The sequence below is a fragment of the Streptomyces sp. NPDC002785 genome, assembly GCF_040295565.1.
In the GTDB taxonomy this organism is placed as follows: domain Bacteria; phylum Actinomycetota; class Actinomycetes; order Streptomycetales; family Streptomycetaceae; genus Streptomyces.
Genome location: NZ_JBEOVN010000066.1, coordinates 1 through 19895, shown reverse-complemented (window position 1 = coordinate 19895; position 19895 = coordinate 1). Strand labels below are relative to the sequence as shown.

At 69.7% G+C, this 19895-nt stretch carries 19 protein-coding genes and 2 pseudogenes; 13 read left to right on the top strand and 8 right to left on the bottom strand.

All coding sequences use genetic code 11. From position 1 onward, the window contains the following. The first annotated feature begins 97 nt into the window (after positions 1-97). Both ABTZ94_RS17810 and ABTZ94_RS17805 read left to right on the top strand, forming a co-directional pair. Positions 98-1978 carry an amidohydrolase gene (locus ABTZ94_RS17810; protein WP_351201997.1) on the top strand — a complete coding sequence of 627 codons (1881 nt, stop codon included), beginning with the start codon at positions 98-100 and terminating at the stop codon, positions 1976-1978. Positions 1979-2160: 182 nt separating this feature from the next. Next, positions 2161-2392: pseudogene (locus ABTZ94_RS17805) on the top strand (P-type ATPase actuator domain-containing protein); the annotation flags it as partial. 202 nt (positions 2393-2594) lie between these two features. Here the strand turns inward: ABTZ94_RS17805 and ABTZ94_RS17800 are convergent. The 3 genes from ABTZ94_RS17800 to ABTZ94_RS17790 all read right to left on the bottom strand — a co-directional run bounded on the left by ABTZ94_RS17800 (position 2595) and on the right by ABTZ94_RS17790 (position 4522). Continuing rightward, the gene (locus ABTZ94_RS17800; protein ID WP_351201996.1) at positions 2595-3065 is read right to left on the bottom strand and encodes a RidA family protein; all 471 of its coding nucleotides are present in this window, start codon (positions 3063-3065) and stop codon (positions 2595-2597) included. Beyond that, positions 3065-3592, bottom strand: a complete 528-nt coding sequence (locus tag ABTZ94_RS17795; protein WP_351201995.1) for a DUF6328 family protein — start codon at positions 3590-3592, stop codon at positions 3065-3067. Before ABTZ94_RS17795 ends, ABTZ94_RS17800 begins: the two co-directional genes overlap by 1 nt. Positions 3593-4105: 513 nt before the next feature. Further along, on the bottom strand, positions 4106-4522 hold the full coding sequence (locus ABTZ94_RS17790) for a CBS domain-containing protein (protein ID WP_351201994.1): 417 nt from the start codon (positions 4520-4522) through the stop codon (positions 4106-4108). A gap of 555 nt (positions 4523-5077) precedes the next feature. Between ABTZ94_RS17790 and ABTZ94_RS17785 the strand changes: the two genes are divergently transcribed. Genes ABTZ94_RS17785 through ABTZ94_RS17775 form a run of 3 tightly spaced genes read left to right on the top strand, consistent with a single transcriptional unit; the run spans position 5078 to position 7467 of the window. Beyond that, positions 5078-5233: a hypothetical protein gene (locus ABTZ94_RS17785; RefSeq protein WP_351201993.1), complete on the top strand. Its 156-nt coding sequence runs from the start codon at positions 5078-5080 to the stop codon at positions 5231-5233. A gap of 51 nt (positions 5234-5284) precedes the next feature. Next, positions 5285-5788 carry an SRPBCC family protein gene (locus ABTZ94_RS17780; RefSeq protein ID WP_351201992.1) on the top strand — a complete coding sequence of 168 codons (504 nt, stop codon included), beginning with the start codon at positions 5285-5287 and terminating at the stop codon, positions 5786-5788. A gap of 47 nt (positions 5789-5835) precedes the next feature. Beyond that, complete coding sequence (locus tag ABTZ94_RS17775; protein WP_351201991.1) at positions 5836-7467, top strand: phytoene desaturase family protein; 1632 nt, start codon at positions 5836-5838, stop codon at positions 7465-7467. A gap of 92 nt (positions 7468-7559) precedes the next feature. Here ABTZ94_RS17775 and ABTZ94_RS17770 read toward each other — a convergent pair. Continuing rightward, positions 7560-7745 (bottom strand): annotated as a pseudogene (locus ABTZ94_RS17770) (plasmid stabilization protein); the annotation flags it as partial. A gap of 90 nt (positions 7746-7835) precedes the next feature. On the opposite strand from ABTZ94_RS17770, the gene ABTZ94_RS17765 reads away from it, so the two are divergent. Continuing rightward, positions 7836-8048, top strand: coding sequence for a hypothetical protein (locus ABTZ94_RS17765; protein ID WP_351201990.1), 213 nt, complete (start codon positions 7836-7838; stop codon positions 8046-8048). Positions 8049-8200: 152 nt separating this feature from the next. On the opposite strand, the gene ABTZ94_RS17760 is transcribed toward ABTZ94_RS17765, so the two are convergent. Further along, complete coding sequence (locus ABTZ94_RS17760; protein ID WP_351201989.1) at positions 8201-8995, bottom strand: SigB/SigF/SigG family RNA polymerase sigma factor; 795 nt, start codon at positions 8993-8995, stop codon at positions 8201-8203. A 286-nt stretch (positions 8996-9281) separates the two neighbouring features. Next, positions 9282-9437 (bottom strand): DUF6131 family protein, encoded by a 156-nt coding sequence (locus ABTZ94_RS17755; RefSeq protein WP_351201988.1) that lies wholly within the window; start codon positions 9435-9437, stop codon positions 9282-9284. Between the two features lie 272 nt (positions 9438-9709). On the opposite strand from ABTZ94_RS17755, the gene ABTZ94_RS17750 reads away from it, so the two are divergent. The 5 genes from ABTZ94_RS17750 to ABTZ94_RS17730 all read left to right on the top strand — a co-directional run bounded on the left by ABTZ94_RS17750 (position 9710) and on the right by ABTZ94_RS17730 (position 13333). Further along, positions 9710-10672 (top strand): iron-containing redox enzyme family protein, encoded by a 963-nt coding sequence (locus ABTZ94_RS17750; RefSeq protein WP_351201987.1) that lies wholly within the window; start codon positions 9710-9712, stop codon positions 10670-10672. Positions 10673-10767: 95 nt separating this feature from the next. Further along, on the top strand, positions 10768-11448 hold the full coding sequence (locus tag ABTZ94_RS17745) for a HemK2/MTQ2 family protein methyltransferase (protein ID WP_351201986.1): 681 nt from the start codon (positions 10768-10770) through the stop codon (positions 11446-11448). Continuing rightward, positions 11432-11662, top strand: a complete 231-nt coding sequence (locus ABTZ94_RS17740) for a CDGSH iron-sulfur domain-containing protein (protein ID WP_351201985.1) — start codon at positions 11432-11434, stop codon at positions 11660-11662. The genes ABTZ94_RS17745 and ABTZ94_RS17740 overlap by 17 nt, the downstream gene beginning before the upstream one ends. Positions 11663-11795: 133 nt before the next feature. Further along, on the top strand, positions 11796-12656 hold the full coding sequence (locus tag ABTZ94_RS17735) for a shikimate dehydrogenase family protein (RefSeq protein WP_351201984.1): 861 nt from the start codon (positions 11796-11798) through the stop codon (positions 12654-12656). Positions 12657-12703: 47 nt separating this feature from the next. Beyond that, a complete protein-coding gene (locus tag ABTZ94_RS17730; RefSeq protein ID WP_351201983.1) occupies positions 12704-13333 on the top strand; it encodes a malonic semialdehyde reductase in 630 nt (209 codons plus the stop codon). A 129-nt stretch (positions 13334-13462) separates the two neighbouring features. Here the strand turns inward: ABTZ94_RS17730 and mhpA are convergent, their stop codons facing one another. Beyond that, on the bottom strand, positions 13463-15088 hold the full coding sequence (mhpA, locus tag ABTZ94_RS17725) for a bifunctional 3-(3-hydroxy-phenyl)propionate/3-hydroxycinnamic acid hydroxylase MhpA (protein WP_351201982.1): 1626 nt from the start codon (positions 15086-15088) through the stop codon (positions 13463-13465). Next, a complete protein-coding gene (locus tag ABTZ94_RS17720) occupies positions 15085-15522 on the bottom strand; it encodes a type II 3-dehydroquinate dehydratase (protein ID WP_351201981.1) in 438 nt (145 codons plus the stop codon). Before ABTZ94_RS17720 ends, mhpA begins: the two co-directional genes overlap by 4 nt. A gap of 495 nt (positions 15523-16017) precedes the next feature. On the opposite strand from ABTZ94_RS17720, the gene ABTZ94_RS17715 reads away from it, so the two are divergent. Further along, positions 16018-16362 (top strand): hypothetical protein, encoded by a 345-nt coding sequence (locus ABTZ94_RS17715; RefSeq protein ID WP_351201980.1) that lies wholly within the window; start codon positions 16018-16020, stop codon positions 16360-16362. A gap of 94 nt (positions 16363-16456) precedes the next feature. Beyond that, positions 16457-19895: AMP-binding protein (locus tag ABTZ94_RS17710; protein WP_351201979.1), on the top strand; the 3439-nt coding region annotated here is incomplete at its 3' end.

The window sequence follows — 19895 nt, the reverse complement described above, 5'->3', positions numbered from 1 at the left end:
CATCCTACGGATTCCGTCGTCCCGGGCGGGTTCTGGTTACGGCGTTAATCAACGAGGGTCCGGCCACAGCGAATGCAGCCCAACCCTTGGAGTGGTCATGACTTCTTCTCTCGCCCGGCGGACCATGCTTGCCGCGGGCGCGGCCGGACTGGTGGGTGCGGCGGCCGGCCCCGCGGCCGCCGCGCACCGGAGTGCCGCGGCCCTGGTCGTCCACAACGCACGGGTGTTCACCGGGCTCCCCGGTGCCCGCCCCGTCGAGGCCGTGGCCGTGGGGCACGACGGCCGGATTCTCGCCACCGGCCGGGGCCGCGACCTGCGCCGCCTCGCCGGACGGGGCACCGAAATCGTCGACGCGCGCGGGGCGACCGTGATGAGCGGCATCCACGACGGCCATGTGCACCCGCTCGGCGCGGGCGACCGCTCACTGCGCCCCTCCCTGGAGGGCGCCGAGACGACCGCCGAGGAACTCCTGGCGATCCTCACCGGTTTCCTCCAGGACACGCCTGGCCAGGAGCCCGACGGCTGGCTGGTGGTCTCGGACTGGAACCCGATCGGTCTGCTGCCGCATGGCACTCTCCCGCACCACTCCCTGCTCGACGCCCTTCCCACCCGCCGCCCTGTCGCCCTCGTCGGGGGCGACGGCCACAACATCTGGGTCAACGCCCGCGCCCTGGAGATCGCCGGCATCACCGCGGCGACCCCCGATCCTGTGGGCGGAAAGATCGTGAAGGGGCCGGACGGGCAGCCCAGCGGGGTGCTCAAGGACGACGCCCAGCCGCTGGTGACCCGTCACATTCCGGAGCCGAGCGAGGCCGATCTGGTCGCCGCCTGCTCCCGGGTCCTCGCCCAGGCGGCGGCCTCCGGGGTGACCACGATGATGGACGCGTTGGTCGGGCAGAGCGAGTTGGCGACGTATCAGGCTCTGGCGAACGCGGGGTCGTTGCCGCAGCGGATCGTCCCCGCGATCAGGATCGACGCGGACCTGGCGAAGGATCCGAAGGCGGCGCTTGCGTATGCGCGCGGGCTGCAGCGCTCTTTCCGTAACGTACCTGGGCTGCGGTTCGGGACGATCAAGGTGTTCCTCGACGGGGTGATCGAGTACCCGGCGCAGACGGCGGCGCTCCTGGCGCCCTATCTGGACGGCTCCGGACACCCGACGGCCAACCGCGGTGAGCTGTACGCCTCTGGACAGGACTACGGGCGGCTGACCGCGGTCTTCAACCAGGCCGGGTGGCAGATGCATGCCCATGGGCTCGGCGACCGCGCGGTGCGCACGGCGCTCGACGGGTACGAATACGCGCGGCGCGCGACCGGGCTGCGTGGTGCCCGGAACACCATCGCTCACCTCCAGCTGGTGGACCCGGCGGATCTGGGGCGGTTTGCCGCACTGGACGTGGTGGCCTGCATGCAGCTCCAGTGGGCGGCACAGGACACGTGGACGATGGAGGCGCTCCTGCCGTACATCGGGCCCGAGCGGCACCGGTGGATGTATCCTGCCCGCTCCCTGGAGCGGCACGGGGCCCGGCTCTCGGGCGGTTCGGACTGGCCGGTGGACCCGCTCCAGGTGTGGAACCAGATCCGTACGGCGATCGACCGCACGGGCGCGGAGGGCGAGGGGCCGCTCTACCGGGAGTTGGAGGGGCTGAGCCGTACGTCGGCGCTGCGGATGCACACGTACGGCACGGCATGGCAGCTGCGCATGGACCGCCTTACGGGAACCGTCCGCCCGGGGCTGGCGGCGGATCTGATCGTTCTCGACCGTGATGTGACGGAATGCCCTGTGGCCGACATCAGCGACACCCGTGTCGAGCTGACCCTGGTGGGCGGCCGGGTCGTCCACGACGCGCACTCGTCGGCCGGCCGGACCGCGGTCGCGCGACTTGACCGCGCCACCGCCGCGCCCCGCCCGTCGTCGTACGCGGCGGTGCATGGCGGACGACACCGGGCCTGCGGCCACGGCGGCGACGACCGACCGTAGCGGTCCGGCCCCCGTATGGCCGCGTTCAGCGGGCCCACTCCTGGGCCCGCATGCGGAAGGCGTCGAAGGCGGTTCCACCTTGCGCCCAGGGCCGTGCCCTGACCCGAGGACCCCCGGACCCGTACGCCGCCCCGGTTCCGTACGCCGCACGCCGGGTGACGTACGCCACCCGGCGGGCCGGATCCACCGACGGGCTTGTGGCGGAGGGCAGTTCGGCGCTGGCCCTGTCGCTGATCAAAGGGAGAGCGAGCCGGTCGAGGTCGGGCCCGGCTCGGGGTGACCGGGGGTGCGGTGAACGTCGGCGGGCCGCTGCTCGTACGCGCCACCGGAGTCGGAACCGACATCCGTCCGGCCTGTGTCTCCCGGCTGGTCTCCGACGCGCAGGCGGGCAAGGCACGCGCCCAGCGGCTCGCCGGCGCCCGCCCCCTTCTGGCCGGCGTGCAGGCGCTGACCGGATGGAACACCAACGTGCACACACCACCAACTGGTTGCCGCGCCGCGCCCGGCCACGACCGACATCGCCGCTGCAGTCCGCGTCTTCGTACCCAGCTACCTATGGTTGGCCACTGAGCGCCGTAGTTGCCCACTTCGGTGCTCGGCGGGCGAAGTGCATCTGTCAGTCGATGACCGCGGTGGCTTCGATCTCGACCAGATGGTCGGGTACGTCCAGTGCTGCAACGCCCAGCAGCGTGCTCGGCGGTACCGGCGTGACGCCCAGCTTCGCGGCAGCCCGAGTGATCCCCTCCAGGAGCAGGGGCATCTTGTCGGCGGTCCAGTCGACGATGTAGACGGTCAGTTTCGCTACGTCGTTGAAGGAGCCACCGGCCTCGGCCAGGGCGGTGCCGATGTTGAGGTAGCACTGCTCGACCTGCGCGGCGAGGTCACCTTCGCCGACCGTGACCCCCTCGGCATCCCAGGCGACCTGTGAGTCCGCGCAGTCGGTGAGGCCCGTGTGAGAGCGTGTGAGACGACGAAGCCCCGCCGGTGCGACGTTCCACCGGACGCCGCACATCATCCGCATCGGTGCTTGTCGCGCGTCGAAGACCGGTACATGCCTCTCTGCGGATGCTTCGGGGAAGGTGTCCATCACTGCGCGCGTTCAAGGTGGCGCCTGAGAACGACCGGCAGGGCCAGCCAGCAGCACGCGAACCAGATCAACACCCCCACGGCGATGACCCACGCGAAACCGGTTCCCAGCGCGACCCGGAGCAGAAGAAGCACGGCGCAGACAATGGCACCCGCCAGCAGGCCAAGCCCGGTGGCGATCAACCGCCCTGTCACGCGGACCAGCTGGGGCTTTCGCCGGTGGCCGGCAAGCGTGCGGTGGAAGGAGACCGGCGCGACCAGCGCCCCGGTTGCCAACGCGCCGAGCACCACCGTGACCACATAGAGACTCCTGTCGAACGAGCCCAGATACGCAAAACGAGGCGTGAAGACGACACTGAGCAGGAATCCGAACAAGATCTGCGCCCCGGTCTGCGCGACCCGCACTTCCTGCAACATCTCGCTCCACTGGCGGTCGGCACGCGCCTCTGTGGATTCATGCCGACCGAAGCCGTGGTCCCTGTCGCCCTCGGAAGCACCATCGTGATGCGCCCCCGCTTCGTTTGTCATGGTTACTCCTTCGGAAGTGGCACACTCCAAACTTCTAGAGGCGATTCTTGGGCGCCGCCGTGCGGCTCGCCGGGTTTCGCGCACAGAAGCACTCGTCAACTACAGCAATGACGCCTGTTCTTCCTTCCCACTATGGCGGATACCGCTCCAGCATCTTCCTCAAAGCGTCCGACCGCTGACCGCCAACTCTTCGTTCAGCCCTGATCGCAGGTCAGCCCCGTACTCACCCGCATTCAGGCATTCGCAGAAACGCGGCCCAGGCGGGGACACGCGCGGTGCGGTGCTCCCGCATCAGCACCAAGGCTGCAGGAGTGGGATTCAGGCGGATGGGCCGGTGAAGACACTGGTCGACCTGGCTCTCGTTCCTGGGCACCGTACGACGCCGCTTTCCGTGCGAGGGCGCAGCCCGCGTTGGCCGTCACTGCGCCAGGCACCGGACGGGCATGTCGGCGGCCGGTGTGTGAGGGGCCGAGGCACCTGGTCGCCCCGGAGGACGGGCACCGGTCCGGTGGGTCAGTCCGTGGACAGGGTTTCTACCAGGTCACCCACGGCCGGGTCCGGCAAGGCACGCGCGACGTCCGCCTGGGCGACCATTCCTACCAGGGTGTGGCCGTCGATGACGGGAAGCCGACGCACCTTGTGCGCGCTCATCGTGCGCAGGATCTCCGACGCGTCGTCGTCCGCACCGATGGTGACGGCCTCGCCCTGAGCCAGCTCTCCGGCGGTGGTCGTCGCGGGATCCTTGTCGGTCGCCAGCACCTTGACCACGATGTCGCGGTCGGTGAGTACGCCTTTCAGACGCTCGTCCAGGCCACAGATGGGCAGGGCGCCGATGCCCAGTTCCGCCATCTTGTGCGCGGCGTGCAGGACGGATTCGTTCGCACCGATGCATTCGGCGTCGGGGGTCATGATTTCTCGTGCGGTGGTCATGAGGAACACGTCCCTTCTCTTCCGGTCTCTTCCGGTCTCTTCCGGTGCGGTTTCAGGTCCGCTGCGGGCCTCGTCGCAGTCAGCAGCCGTACCGGCGCGACCGCCGGGTACCCGTCCCCGGCGGTATCCATACATAATCTTCGCCCGGAAATGTCCGGGACGCCGCGTTCACGCGGATCCCGCACTGGTCGTGCCCCGGTGCGACAGCCGGCCGGGTTGGGGGTACTCGGCAAGCCGGCCGAGCGTCAGGCCATGGTGAGCCGGGCTGCGGGACCGGACGACTTCGGTGCCGAAGGCGAGCGTCTCACCCCCGCACGAACTCAAGAGGTACGGAAACCTGGGCTCCCGGCCCTCCTCACGCGGTGCGCGGTCCCGCGACGAGAACGGCGGCGGCTCGTTCGGCAGCGGCGGCCCCGGCGGCTGACCGCCATCGAACGATCACCTCGGGTGAACGCGGTCGGCATCGTGTTTGCCGTCCCGTGACCGTGGCACCCGGTGGCCCGGGAGCACGACCGAGTTCCGCCGGGACAGGCGTCCACCCAGCAGGGAGGAACCATGAGTGGCAGCTCGCTTCAGGACAGACACGCGCCGGTCGCCCCCGTCACGGGCGGTGATTCCGGAATCGGTCGTGCCGTGGCCGCCAAGATGGCGCACCAGGGCATGGATGCAGCCGGTTCCCACGTGACCTCGGACGACTGGCGGCACCCCTGATTCCCCCTGGTGCTCCCAGGCGCACGAATCCCATTCCCGCAGGAGGCGTTCATGGCCGTTCGACACCAGCTGATGAGCCGCCCGCCGCACGCGCTGTGGTCGGTACTGGAGCAGGAAGAGCTGTACCAGGAATGGGTGGTGGGCACCTACGCCACGGCTCCGGCGGAGGGGCGCTGGCCGGAGGTCGGATCCTCCATCGGTTACACGCTGCGCCTGGGGCCCAAGGAGTTTCACGGCCGGACCATCGTACGCCGGCTGGAACGGCCGAGAGCACTGGAACTCGAGGTCGACAGCGGCCCGTTGGGCACGGCACGCATCGCTTTCGATATCCGGCCCTGGGGTGACAAGACCCTTGTACTGCTCGACGAGCACCCGTTGCGAGGGCTCGGAGGCAAGCTTCACAACGCCGTGCTCGATGCCCTGGTGCAGATACGGCACCGCACCATGCTCGAAAGGCTCGCGAAAGTCGTCGAATCGCAAACCGGTACCTCCGAGCAAAAAACCGGTACCTCCGAGCAAACAAGTATCTCCGACTTCGGAGAACGCTCGCGGTGAGATCCGGTATCCGGATGAGCGCTCCCGTCGAAGAAGGGCACGGGCACATGGTTGACGCGGTAGTGATCGGCAGCGGCCCCAACGGTCTGGTGGCGGCCAACCTGCTCGTGGACGCAGGCTGGAGCGTCGAAGTACTGGAGGCGCAGGACGAACCGGGCGGGGCGGTCCGCAGCGACCGGGGTGTGCACCCGGACTACGTGAATGATCTCTTCAGCTCGTTCTATCCCTTGGCCGCCGCGTCCCCGGTTCTCGCGGGCCTGGACCTGGCCCAGGAGGGACTGCGCTGGAGTCACGCACCCCACGTGCTGGCGCACCCCCTGCTCGACGGCGGCTGCGCCCTCCTCGACCGCGACTGGCGGGTGACCGCTGAGGCTCTCGACCGGTTCTCCGCGGGGGACGGGCAGGCGTGGGAGGATCTCTGTCATCTCTGGGACCGGGTGGGTGACGACCTGGTGCGGGCCCTCCTCTCCCCGTTTCCGCCCCTGCGCGCCGCTGCCTCGCTGACAGCCAGGCTCCGAGTAGCCGGCGGGCTGCGACTGGCACGCAGTCTGATCCTCCCGGCACGTCGCCTCGGCGAGGAGGAGTTCTCCGGAGAGGGCGGCCGTCTCCTCCTGGCGGGCAACGCGCTTCACGCAGACCTGGCTCCGGAGGCGTCCGGAAGCGGCGGATTCGGCTGGCTCATGTCCATGCTCGGGCAGAACCACGGATTTCCGGTGCCTGTCGGAGGCGCCGGTTCACTGACGTCCGCCCTGGTGCGCCGTCTGAACTCGAGGGGCGGGGCGGTCCACTGCCGGAACCGGGTGACCGAAGTCGTCGTACAACAGGGCCGTGCCGTGGGGGTGCGTACGGCGCAAGGCGAGGCGATACCCGCCCGCAAGGCCGTACTCGCGGACGTTTCGGCGCCTTCCCTCTTCCGGGAACTGGTCTCCCCCGAGCATCTGCCGTCCCGGGCTTTCGACGATCTGAAGCGGTTCCAATGGGACTTCGCCACGGTCAAGGTCGACTGGGCTCTGGACCGACCGGTGCCGTGGAGCAATCCGATGGTCTCCTCGGCGGGCACGGTTCATCTGGCCGAAGGGGTCGACGAGCTCACCTGGTTCGCGTCGCAGATCGCCATGGGCCGGATTCCTGACCGCCCCTTCATCCTCTTGGGCCAGATGACCACCGCCGACGCCACCCGTTCGCCTCGTGGCACCGAGTCGGCGTGGGCGTACACCCATGTACCGCAGCATGTGAAGGCGGACGCCGGCCCCAATGGTCTGACCGGGCGATGGGACGCGCACGAGCAGGAGCTGATGGCCGACCGGATCGAGGAGCAGGTGGAGCGCTACGCCCCAGGATTTCGCACCACGATCCGGGCGAGGCGCGTTCTCGGTCCGCCCGCGTTGGAGGAGGCGGACAGCAATCTCCGGCGCGGTGCCATCAACGGCGGCACCGCGGGCCTGCACCAGCAGCTGGTGTTCCGGCCGGTCCCGGGCACGGGCCGCCCCGAGGCCCCGATAAGCGGCCTCTACCTGGCCTCCGCATCGGCCCACCCGGGAGGCGGCGTGCACGGCGCGCCCGGCGCCAACGCCGCGCGTGCCGCGATCCGCACCTCGCGGACGTTCACCGCGGTCCTTTCGCACACGCAGCGAACACTCGCCCTGCGTGGCAGGACGCGCGAGGCCCCGAGAGGCTGAACGGATCCGCCCGATGCGCCGCGCGATCTGCGCGGCCCGCCGGGTACGTGTACGTGCTGTTCGGTCCGCCCCGCCCGCTCGGTCCGCTCGCTTCAGCGGCCGAGGGCCTGGTGCAGCTCCTGCTTGTTCATGGACGAGCGGCCTTCGATGTTCTTCTTCTTGGCCTCCTCGTACAACTGGTCCCGCGTGCGTCCTTGCGAACCGCTGTGCGAGCGCTGACCGCCGCGCTCGGATGAGGACTTGGAGTCACGGGTGGAGGTTCTGCTCGACGACTTGGCCGCTGTCGAAAGCATGACAATGCGTGCATTGGTACGAAACCGCCTGACCTACCGCGCGCATCAGCGGCCGAGCGGGCGCACCCTGGGGGCATGAGCGTTCCGATAGTCGTGCACCGCCCGGCACCAGCCACTGGCGGCCGGGCCGTTACCATCAACGGCGACCTTGTCGGCCTGGCCCACGGCGACCGCGACCTGATCGAATTTCTCCGGCGGGCCGGGGTCTACGACGCCGAGCACGTCCTCGACGACCCGTCCTGGATCGAATGGCGCGACGGCCCGGCCCACTGCTACGCAGCGGCGTGATTGCGGAGCGATGAGGAGCGATCACGCCTGCGGGCCTCAAACACGGCCAAGCAGGCCGCCCCTGCGGCGAACAGGGCCGCAGGAGTGATGAGGCAGGGCCCCGAGGCCGCACCGGACGGAAACCCGGACGCGCCTGCGTCGGCCACGGATCGTCACGGGGCGCCCTGCAGGGCCTGCCGGCGCAGTTGCTCACAGCACTGGCTGAGGAGCCGGGAGACATGCATCTGGGAGATGCCGAGCGCCTCGGCGATACTTCCCTGCGTCATGTCGCGGAAGAACCGCATGTACAGAATGGTCCGCTCGCGTTCCGGCAGGTTGCGCATCCCGGGCTTCACGGATTCCCGGTCGACAGCCACGTCCAGGGCCGGATCGCAGGAGCCGAGCGTGTCGCCGAGCGAGTACCCGTTGTCCGTGCCGGGCATGTCCGAGTCCAGAGACAGAGTGCTGTAACTGTCCAGCGCCTCCAGCCCCAGCAGGACGTCCTCATGACTGAGTCCCGTCTCGGCGGCGACCTCGGCGTTGGTGGGGACACGCCCCTCCAGCCGCTGTGTGAGGTCTCGACGGGCCACGCGAACCCGGTTGCGCAGGTCCTGGACCCGGCGGGGAACATGCACGTCCCACATGTAGTCCCGGAAGTGCCTCTTGAGCTCGCCGACGACCGTCGGTACGGCGTAGGTCTCGAACGCCGTGCCACGGAAGGGGTCGTAGCGGTCCGCCGCTTTCACGAGCCCGATCGCCGCCACCTGCCGGAGATCCTCCAGCGACTCGCCACGGTTGCGGAATCGGGATGCAAGCCGGTACGCCATGGGCAGCCATGCGCAGATGGTGGCCTGTCGGAGCTCGTCCCGTTCCGGTCCGGCGGGCAGCGTACGGAGCAGGCGGAAGGCCGCAGCAGTCGATGGGCTGTCGTCGTGCCGACGTTGTGCTGTTCTGAGGGCGTCAGCCATGATGATCCACTCCCTCGGCGATGGTGTTCGCTTCATCGTGGGAGCGGGGAAGTCGGACAGACGCCACCCGGAGCCCAGCTCCCATGGGCGCACCTCTTGTCCGAAGCACCTCATTGCGATACCCGTCTCGGCATTCCTCAAATGCGGCCCGCTGCTCTTTGCGGGGTAAATGTGGCGGCTGGTTCGCCACGCGGGCGGCCCGGTGTCGCAGCTCCGCACCACCCGGCGGGGCCCGGCTGCGGAGAGTCCCCTGAATTCCGATCCCGCAGCCCGGCCCGCTGCCGCTCTACCAGTAGTGCCTTCGACCGGCGACCGCGTGTCCCATCGCTCCGAGGACCCACAGAATCAGACCCACCACGGCGAGAATGATCCCGATCGTCCACAGGATCGAGATACCGGTCAGGAAACCGATGACAAGCAAGATGACTCCGAGAACGATCACAACGCGCTCCGATCTCGTATGTGCGCTCCCCTTTTCACTGTGTCCTTCGTTGGCCGACGCGGCAACTGCCGACGGCCTGAGCGTTTCACTGGCCACGTCCGTGGAACGCGAGTGGCCGTGAGTGTTCAGCGCCGAAATGCCCGCCGCGGGGTGCCTGAGATGCGCGGACGCGCGGGTGGGGCGAGCATCGACGTGTGAGTGAGCCGCTCCGGGTGCGGCGGGCCTGACCGGGCCCGCGCGGGGCGACCGGGACCTGGACGGGGGTGGGGGACATGGACGCAGACCGCCGTGGCCCGGTGCTCCCGCGGCATCGGGGCCCGCTCTCCCACGCTCTGATCGGCTGCCTCGTGGGGCAGTGCCCACTGCCTGACCCCGCAGCGGTACAGGAGACGGATCCCTACGGTGATGATCTTCAGTTGGCGTTGTATATCTGCTACGAGCTGCACTACCAGGGGTTTGCGAGGGTGGATCCCGCATGGGAGTGGAACCCCTCCCTGCTGGCCGTGCGTGCCGCGTTGGAGGACCGCTTCCTGACGGCACTGCGTCGTGACGCGTCTGCGCGGCGGTCTTTGGACGACATCCTGGCCGAGCTGCTGGTGGAGCCTCTCGACGGGGGCGGTGTATCGCAATTCCTTCGGGAGCGGGGCACGTTGCGGCACGTACGCGAGTACGCGGCGCAGCGCTCGCTGTACCACCTCAAGGAGGCGGATCCGCACGCATGGATGCTGCCTCGGCTCAGGGGTCGCGCCAAGGCGGGGATGGCCGCGGTCGAGTACGACGAGTTCGGCGGGGGCCGGGCGGACCGCGTGCATGCCCGGCTGTTCGCGGACCTCATGTCGGATCTGGGGCTGGAGACGGCGTACGGCCACTATCTCGACGACGGCTGCGCGGAGATGCTCGCCCTGGTGAACGGCATGTCGCTGTTCGGGCTCCACCGCCGTCTGCGCGGAGCGCTGGTGGGGCACTTCGCCGCTGTGGAGATCACCTCCTCGCCCGCCTCCCGTCGGCTCGCGCTCGCCATGAAGCGAACCGGTGCCGGTCCGGCCGCGGAGTTCTTCTACACCGAGCACGTGGAGGCCGATGCCGTGCACGAGCAGGTTGTCCGTCGCGACGTCATTCGCGGGCTCCTCGACGACGAGCCCGAACTGGAAACCGACATCGCGTTCGGCGTCACCGCGACCTCGCACCTGGAGAACCGTCTGGCCGACCGGCTCCTCACAGGCTGGGGCGCCTGAGGGGGAAACAGCCGGCGCTCGTCCCGAGAGGCGGTTCGGGCCGTCCGGAGGGAACCTGGAAGCACGGCCCGGTCTTCTTCAACGGGAGTAAGCGTATGGCTGGGGAACTCGCAGAGCCTTCCGCCCCCTTCCTCGTCAAGCTGCCGGGCGTCTACGCACCGCAGTGCGACACCGAGTTGCTGATGGCGGCTCTCGACCGGGAGGGCGTCCGCCCTGGGAGCGATGTTCTGGACCTCGGTACGGGAAGCGGCGTACTGGCGCTGCGGGCCGCACAGTTGGGTGGAAGCGTGACCGCCGTCGATATCACCCGAAGGGCCGTCGCGACGGCGCGTCTGAATGCCTTCCTGCACCGCCGGCGGATCACTGTGCGCCGCAGCGACCTCACCACCGCGGTCGGCGAAAGCTCCTACGACCTGGTGCTCTGTAATCCGCCGTACGTGCCTGCCCCGGCGTTGGGGGTCCCCACGCGGGGTGCCTCGCGGGCCTGGGACGCCGGACCGGACGGGCGGGCGGTGGTGGACCGCGTCTGCGACGACGCTCCCGCGGCACTGCGTCGGGGAGGGGTGCTCCTCATGGTGCACTCCGGGCTGTGCGATCCCGATGCCACGTTGCGCCGCCTGTCCCGGGCCGGCCTGGAGGCGTACGTCAGCGCGCGGGCGCACATACCACTCGGGCCGGTTCTGCTCTCCAGAATGAGCTGGCTGCGAGAGAGGGAACTCATGCACACGGACGACAGATTCGAGGAACTGGTGGTCATACGTGCCGAACGAACCTGAGTCCCGACGACGTGTCACCCTGACCGACCGTGGACCGCTGCTGGTGGAAGGCCCGGTGGAGGTCACCGGTGCGGACGGGACGACCGTGGCCTCCGACCGCTTCGTGGTCGCCATCTGTACATGCGGACGCAGCCGCATCCATCCGTGGTGCGACACCAGCCATCGGCGCCGCACCGGACGGCGAACAGCTGCCTCGGAAGCGGAGGACGAGTGATCTGGAGTGATGAACTCGCTTGCAGGTTTGCGCATTGTGGTGACCGGAGCCACCGGAAACGTGGGCACGAGCCGTTGCCCGGGCTGCCAAGATCTCGGTCAAGAGGTGACCCACGACAGTGGAAGGAAACCGCGTGACCACTCCAGCGACACCACCGATGCCCGAGCGGGCGGAGATCAGCGGCTCGACCCGGATCTATGCCGTCCTCGGCTGCCCGGTCGCTCAGGTGAAGGCGCCCGCGCTGCTCAATCCCGTCTTCGCCCGGCTCGGCCTCGACGCCGTCCTCGTCCCGGTACTCGCCGAGCCCGAGTACTTGGGCGAGATAGTGCGCGGGCTCCAGCGGATCGGCAACCTTGACGGGCTGCTCGTCACCGTGCCGCACAAGGCGCAGGTCCGCCAGTACGCCGACACCGTCAGCAGCGCCGTCACCCAGTCCGGGAGCGCAAACGCGTTGCGCCGGGAGCCCGACGGCCGGTGGAGCGCCGAGAACTTCGACGGCATCGGGTTCGTCCGGGGGCTGCGGGCGACCGGCTTCGACCTTGCGGGGAAGCGGGTGTCCCTGATCGGTGCGGGCGGCGCCGGAGGGGCCCTGGCCGCCGCCCTGCTCGCCGCTGGAGCCGCACACCTCGACGTGTGCGACCGCGACGGAGACCGGGTGGGCGCGCTCGTCGCCCGTCTCGGACCGTACTGGCCGGGCCGTGCGGCCGGCGCTGCGACTCCTCGGCTCGACGGCGCCGACCTCGTGGTGAACGCCACCCCGCTCGGCCTGCGCCCCGACGACCCGCTGCCGTTCGACGTGGCCGGTCTCCCGCCCGGGGCGATGGTGGCCGACATCATCATGGAGCCGCGTGAGACCGCGCTGCTGCGGGCCGCCGAGGCGCGTGGCCATCGAATCCATCACGGTTCACACATGCTCACCCAACAACTCGATCTTTACCGTGACTTCTTCCGACTGGACACCGTCGAGCGTTCGGAGCAGGCAGAGTTGACGTGATCCAAGACCACGATTGATCAACCTCACTGCGACGGAACGGATGAGAAGTGCCGAACGACATATCCGCCCTTGCCGACCGCCAGGACCTCTACGCGCTGTCCCTCGAGGGGCAGCGGCTGCTGTTCACCGAGGCCCGCACGGCCCTCAAGTTCAGTGACGAGCCGGTCGACGATGAGCAACTGAGGGCGATCTGGGAGCTGTTCAAGTGGGCCCCCACCGGCAGCAACCTCAGCCCGATGCGGATTCTCTACGTACGCACGGACGATGCGAAGAAGCGGCTTGTCCCCCTGCTGACCCCGCCGAACCGGCCCAAGAGCGAGTCGGCGCCCGTCGTCGCCGTGGTGGCCGTGGACAGCGAATTCGGCGAGTACGGCGCCCACTTGTGCCCCAGCGTCCCCGGACTGCAGGAAGTCCTCGCCGCCAACCCCGCGCTGCGCGATGCCTCTGGGAACTTCAATGCCGCGCTGCAGGCCGGGTACTTCGTCCTCGCGGTGCGCGCGGCGGGCCTGGCCGCAGGACCGATGAAGGGCTTCAACGCCGAGGCGGTGGACGCCGAGTTCTTCCCTGATGGACGCTGGAAGTCGATCCTGCTGGTCAACATCGGCCGGCCCGCCGAGGACGCTTGGGGCGAGCGGATGCCGCGCCTCGCGTACGAGCAGGCCGTCCAACTCGTCTGACGGATCCGCCGCGTGGTGGCCGGGACCCCGTGCGACGGGGTCCCGGCCGCCACGAAGCGAGGTCAGCGGGTCAGCAGTCCCTTGGCGGCGAGCACCGCCCCATGGAAGGCGACCTACGTACCGCCGATGTCAATGCCGAGGTGGACGGCCCGCCTCCTTCATCACGAGCTGGTTCTTCAACTGGTCGAGGATCATGCCGAGTTCGCGCGTGTTGCGGCCGACTCCGAAGACATGGAAGTCCGGCCGTACGAGAACGAAGCGCGCCCTGACCGAGGCCAGGAACGGGATGTACACGTCGTCGAGGTCGGCGAACGCACCCGCCGCCGTCTCCGCACCGGAAACGAGCCTGGCCGTGTGGGCGCCGATTCCCGAGAGGAAGGCGCGCTGCTCGTCGCGCAGAACGGCGTGCGGGTCCTCCGTCGTGAGGAGCACGAACCCCGTGCCCACCACCTGGTCGAAGAGCCCGATGACGCCGTCCCGCGCCACCCGCCCCTGCGGGATCAGGGAGCCGGTCGGTGGCGCGGTGACCGTGCCGACCGTGCGATGCAGCACGCCCTCGCGCAGCGGCTGTGCCACCGGACGGTCCGGCGTCTTTCCCGTCGTCAGGGCGGCATCCCGGCGGGCGGCCTCCTCCTCGTCAAAGACGCAGACGATCTTCCCCAGCTGCACGGAGAGTTCGATCGTGCGGAGCACATGGCTGCGGCGCTCGGGCCCGTACGTGTCGAGGAGCCGCGCGTCCGAGCTGCCCCGCAGGACGCGGTCGAGCTTCCAGGAGAGGTTGAGCACGTCCCGGATGCCCGAGCACATCCCGGCGCCCGCGAACGGCGGCATCGAGTGCGCGGCGTCACCCGCGAGCAGCACCCGGCCCTTCTTCCACGTGTCGGTCAGGGCGGCCCGGAAGGTGTAGACGGTGTGCCGGGCGAGGGTCGCGTTCTCCGGGGTCACGTCGAAGGACTTGAGCAGACGCCAGGCCGTCTCGGCCCTGTTGAGCTCCTCGGCGGACTCGTTCGGCAGCCGCATGAACTCCCAGCGCCTGCGCCCTGGGCCGCTTCCGACGACCGTCGTCGGCCGTGCCGGATCGCAGATCTGTGCGTTGGCCGGCGTGAACGCCCAGTGCTCGTTCAGGACGACGTCGCAGAGCAGCCAGTCGAAGGAGAAGCCGAGGTCGGTGACGCCGACGTCCAGGTGGTCCCGTACGAAGCTGTTCGCTCCGTCGCAGCCGACCAGCCAGGCCCCCTTGAGGGTCCTGGCTTCGCCTGCGGCGGTCTCCGCGGTGAGGGTGACGCCGTCGTCGGCGTGGTCCGTGACGGCCGTCGCGGTGTGCCCGCGCAGGACGCGGAGCAGGCCCCGGTCCTCGAACTCGGCGGCGCGGTCGGCGAGTGCCGCTTCGAGCGCCGGCTGGTGGAAGGTGGTGGCGTCCGGCCAGCCGTGCGTCCCCGGGGCGGCGAACTCCATACGCAGCAGCGTCTGTCCGGCGGCGTTTCGCCAGTCGTACGCGTCGACCGGCTCGCCGATCTCGTCGAAGGAGGAAGCGATCCCGAGGGAGGCGAGGGTGCGCGCGGTCTCACCGTCGAAGACGGTGGCGCGCGGCATCGGATACGGGGTCTCCCACCGCTCGACGACCGTGACCCGCCAGCCTTGCCGGGCCAGCAGGATCGACAGGACCTGACCGGCCGGCCCGTACCCGACGACGAGGACGTCGGCGTCGTCGGGGTGAGGGCGGTCGTCCGGAGTCGCGGAGCTCGTCCCGCTCATCCTGCGCCGCCTCGCCGGACCAGGGCCCGGGCGGCGAGCCGGTAACCCTCGGCTCCCAGGCCGAAGATCACCCCGCTGGCCAGCGAGCCGAGGATCGACTGATGCCGGAAGTCCTCACGCGCCCACACATTCGACAGGTGGACCTCGATCCACGGCCGGGGGTAGTTGGCGAGCGCGTCCCGGAAGCTCCAGCCGGCGATCATCAGCGCGCCCGGGTTGATGATGGCGCCCACCGTGTCATAGCTGTGCTGGACGGCGCGGACCATCTCCCCTTCGCAATCGTGCTGACGGGCGACCACTTTCCATCCGGATTCCGCGACTTCCTCGGCGACGATCCGCTCGATGTCGGCCAGGGTTTCGGTGCCGTAGATCTCCGGCTCCCGTCGGCCGAGTATTCCAAGATTCGGTCCGTTCAACAACAGAAGTTCACTCAAGACAGGCCTCGGCACTTCTCGCGCTGCGGTTGGCCGCCGATGCTAACCAGAGGCGGCTTGGCCATGCAATGCGCCAATGTTCAAATGCCCCGTTTCTGAGGTGTAATGACGTTACGTCAGAACTGCCTAGCGGGAGGCCCCTGGCCGGAAACCGCCTGGACCAGGAGGAATAGAGATTAGGGGGAGGCGGTTAGGGGGAGTCAGGGGGGCTCCTTAGGGGATTGTGAAGCTTTTTCGCAGCCTGAACGATGTGAACACCGGGTCGTTCCGGGCTGGTTGAGGACACATCAACGAGCAGCCATGGCCCGACTGCCTTCTCCGGGTAGTCGATATCTAGCTGGATGGAGGGACTATGTTTGGGATTTCGCAGCGGAGCCTGGAATTTCCAAAATGGCCTCAGTTCGATGACCAGGAAAGAGTCGCTTTGATGCGCGCCCTCGAGCAGGGGCAATGGTGGCGCATCGGCGGCAGTGAAGCCGATGAATTCGAGCGGGAGTGGCCGCCCACCCGGACATGACCGTCACCGCCGTCGTGGACCCCGACCCGGCAGCCCGGGCGGCGGTCGCCGACGAGATGGCCAGGGGAGCGGACGGCCCCGCGCCGCGCGTCCGGGTCGCCGGACACCACGAGGTCGTCAGCCGCTACGGGCTGCCGACGAAGCTGCCGCACGGCGTGGACACCGGCGAACTCGTCGACCTGATGCGCCTGGACAAGAAGGCCACGACAGGACTCACCTTCGTCCTCGACGGACCGGACGGCGCGGAACTCGTGAGCGGGGTACCGCAGTCCGCGATCGCCACCGTACTGGCGGAGATGCCGAGACAAGCGCCGCAGGCCTGACACCCGAGCTGCTCACTCCGCGCCCGGGGCCCCCGCCGTAGGCGGTCCGCCCATCCCCGAAGAGCCACAGACAGAACCGCTGGGGGTTTCATCCATGCTGCGCACCGAACTGCTGAGGCCGCTGCACGAGCTGCTCCGGCAGCAGAGTGAGCGGTTCGGTCAGAAGACGGCATTCCGTGATGACCACCGCGCGATCAGCTACGCCGACCTGGAGACACGAACGCGACGGCTCGCCGGCCACCTCGCGGATCTGGGGCTCCGTCCCGGCGACCGCGCGGCCCTGCTGCTCGGCAACCGGGTGGAGACGGTCGAGAGCTACTACGCCGTCGCCCGGTCCGGCGCCATCGGCGTCCCCCTCAACCCGCGTTCCTCCGACGCCGAACTGACCCACCTCCTCCAGGACAGCGGCGCCGCGGCGGTCGTCACCAACGCGTACCACCTCGACCAGCTGGCCCGCCTCGCCCCCTCCCTCACGCCCCTGACCGTGCTGGTGGCCGGCGACGACACGGACGACGAACCACTGCCGGCGGGCCTCCACTCGTACGAACGCCTCGCGACGTCCGAGCCGAAGCAACCCGCGTACGACCGTCTCGGGCTCGACGACATCGCCTGGATGCTCTACACCTCGGGCACCACGGGCAAGCCCAAAGGCGTCCTGTCCACCACGCGCAACTGCCTCTGGTCGGTGGCGGCCAGCTACGCACCCGTACTCGACCTGTCCGAGCGGGACCGGGTGCTGTGGCCCCTGCCGCTCTTCCACAGCCTCTCCCACATCGCCTGCGTCCTGTCGGTGACGTCGGTCGGCGCCAGTGCGCGGATCGTGGACGGACTGTCCGCCGGGGACGTGCTCGACATCTGGGGCGACGAGGACTTCACCGTCGTCGCCGGAGTCCCGACGATGTACCACCATCTGGTACGGGAGGCGCAGGCCCGTGACTTCACGGCCCCGGGGCTGCGGGTGGGACTCGTCGGCGGAGCCATCACGACCGCCGCGCTGCGCAACGCGGTGGAGACGACGTTCGGCGCGCCGCTCGTGGACGCCTACGGCAGCACCGAGACGTGCGGATCGATCACCATCAACTGGCCGAGCGGAGCCCGGGTGGAGGGCTCCTGCGGGCTGCCGGTCGTCGGCCTGGGGGTCCGGCTGGTCGACCACCGCACCGGCCTGGACGTCGCGGACGGCACGGAGGGCGAGGTCTGGGTCCGGGGCCCCAACGTGATGGCCGGCTACCACCAGCAGCCCGAGGCCACGGCGGAGGCGCTGAAGGACGGCTGGTACCGCACCGGCGATCTCGCCCGCCGCGACGAGGCCGGGTACTTCACGGTCACCGGACGCATCAGGGAACTCATCATCCGGGCCGGCGAGAACATCCATCCGCTGGAAGTCGAGAGCGTTCTGCGGACCGTCCCTGGCATCGAGGACGTCGCCGTCGCCGGGAAGCCGCACGCCGTCCTCGGGGAGGTGCCGGTCGCGTTCGTGGTGCCGGGCGCCGACGGCTTCGACCCGGCCCAGGCACTCGCCGCGTGCCGGGAACAGCTCTCGTACTTCAAGGTGCCCGAGGAGCTGTACGAGATCCGCGAGATCCCGAGGACGGCCTCCGGCAAGGTCACACGGCGACGGCTGCTCGAACTCCCGGCGCTGCTGCGCGCGATGGGCAACACCGACGAGGAGGGCCTCTTCCGGCTGGAGTGGGCACCGGGCGACGGCGGCGCGCGGACCGAGGCGAACCTGTGGGCGGTGGAGGGAGATCTGGACCCCTCCGCCGTCGCCGGACTGGAGTCCGCCGGAGTACGGGTTCGCTCCTTTGCGGACATGGCGGCGGACGGCACCGTCCCGGGCGTAACGCTGCTGATGGCACCGGAAACGACGAGGACGGCGCAATGGCTGGAGTCCTCGTTCGAGCCGTGGCTCGCCGCCTGGACGGCCGACGGGCGAATGGCCGACTCCCGTCTGGTGGTTGTCACCCGGGGGGCCATGGCAACGGGTCCCCACGACGGTGCCGGAGATCCCGAACAGGCCGCGGTGTGGGGCCTCGTGCGGTCCGCGCGGCTCGGGCACCCCGGTCGCGTCACCCTCGCCGACCTCGACCGCGACGACGAGACGTCGCTCCCGGCTCTGCCGAGCGCCGTGGCATCCGGCGAGCCGGAGTTCGCGTTACGCGCCGGCGTCATCCTGCTGCCGCGTCTGGTCCGGGTCGCGATGGACAGCGGACGCGACGCGCGAGGGACGTTCGACGGCTCCGGAACCGTGGTCCTCACCGGCGCGGACACCTCGCGCGGTGCCGCCCTCGCCCACCACCTGGTCGGCGCCCACGGCGCCCGGCGATTGCTGCTCATCGCCCGGCCCGGCACGGGCACGGCGGCGACCGGGACATGCGACCGTCTCGTCGCGGCGGGCGCCGAGGTCCGGCTCGTCGAGTGCGACCTCGCGGCCGAGGACGAACTGGCCGAGGCCCTCGCGGAGGCCGAGGGACCGGTACGGGCCATCGTGTACGCCACCGCGCTCGCGGGCACACTCGCCGCCACGACCGCCGGTCTGCGCAACCTTCACCGGCTCACCCGCGACGCCGACCTGTCCGCCTTCGTCCTGTGCTCGTCCGCCATCGGTGTCACGGGTGACCGAGGCGACGGCCGTACGGCTGCCCAGGCCGCGTATCTCGACGCATACGCCCGGCAGTTGCACGCCGAGCAGGACATTCCCGCGCTGTCCCTGGGGTGGAGGCCCCAGGACGACCTCGCCGCCTTCGACGCGGCCCTCACGGTCGGTCTCCCGCACCTCGTTGTCACGCAGCCGGAAGCCGAGCGGGGTGCCGGGGCACTGGCCGCTGCTCGAAGCCCCCGCTCCGTCCAGTGGCAGGACTTCGCCGAGGGCGACCGGAAGCGGCGGCTCGTGGACCTGGTCCTGGAACACGTCGCCGACCTCCTCGCCCTTCCGGGCGCCCAGTCCGTCCCGTCCGGCCGCGCCTTCAAGGACCTCGGACTCACCTCCGCCAACGCCGTCGAGCTGCGCAACCGGCTCAGCGAGGCGACCGGGCTGCGCCTGCCGCCCACCTCCGCCTTCGACCACCCCACGCCGCAAGCCCTCGCCCACCGACTGCACCGCGGACTCTTCGGAGCCGGTGAGGAGACCGCCGAGCCGGTACCGGCGCCGATGTTCGTGCCCGACGAGCCGGTGGCGATCGTGGGCGTGGCATGCCGTTTCCCCGGTGGGGTGTCGTCGCCGGAGGGGTTGTGGCGGCTGGTCGCCGATGAGGTGGATGTCATCGGCGGGTTCCCGGACGACCGGGGCTGGGACCTGGGGTCTCTGTTCGACGAGGATCCGGATCACGCCGGCACGAGTTACGCGCGTGAGGGCGGGTTCCTGGATGACGCGGCGGGGTTTGACGCATCCTTCTTCGGTATTTCGCCACGTGAGGCGTTGGCGATGGATCCGCAGCAGCGGTTGATGCTGGAGGCGTCGTGGGAGGCGTTGGAGCGGGCGGGTGTCGACCCGGTTCGGCTGCGGGAGAAGCCGGTCGGCGTCTTCACCGGCG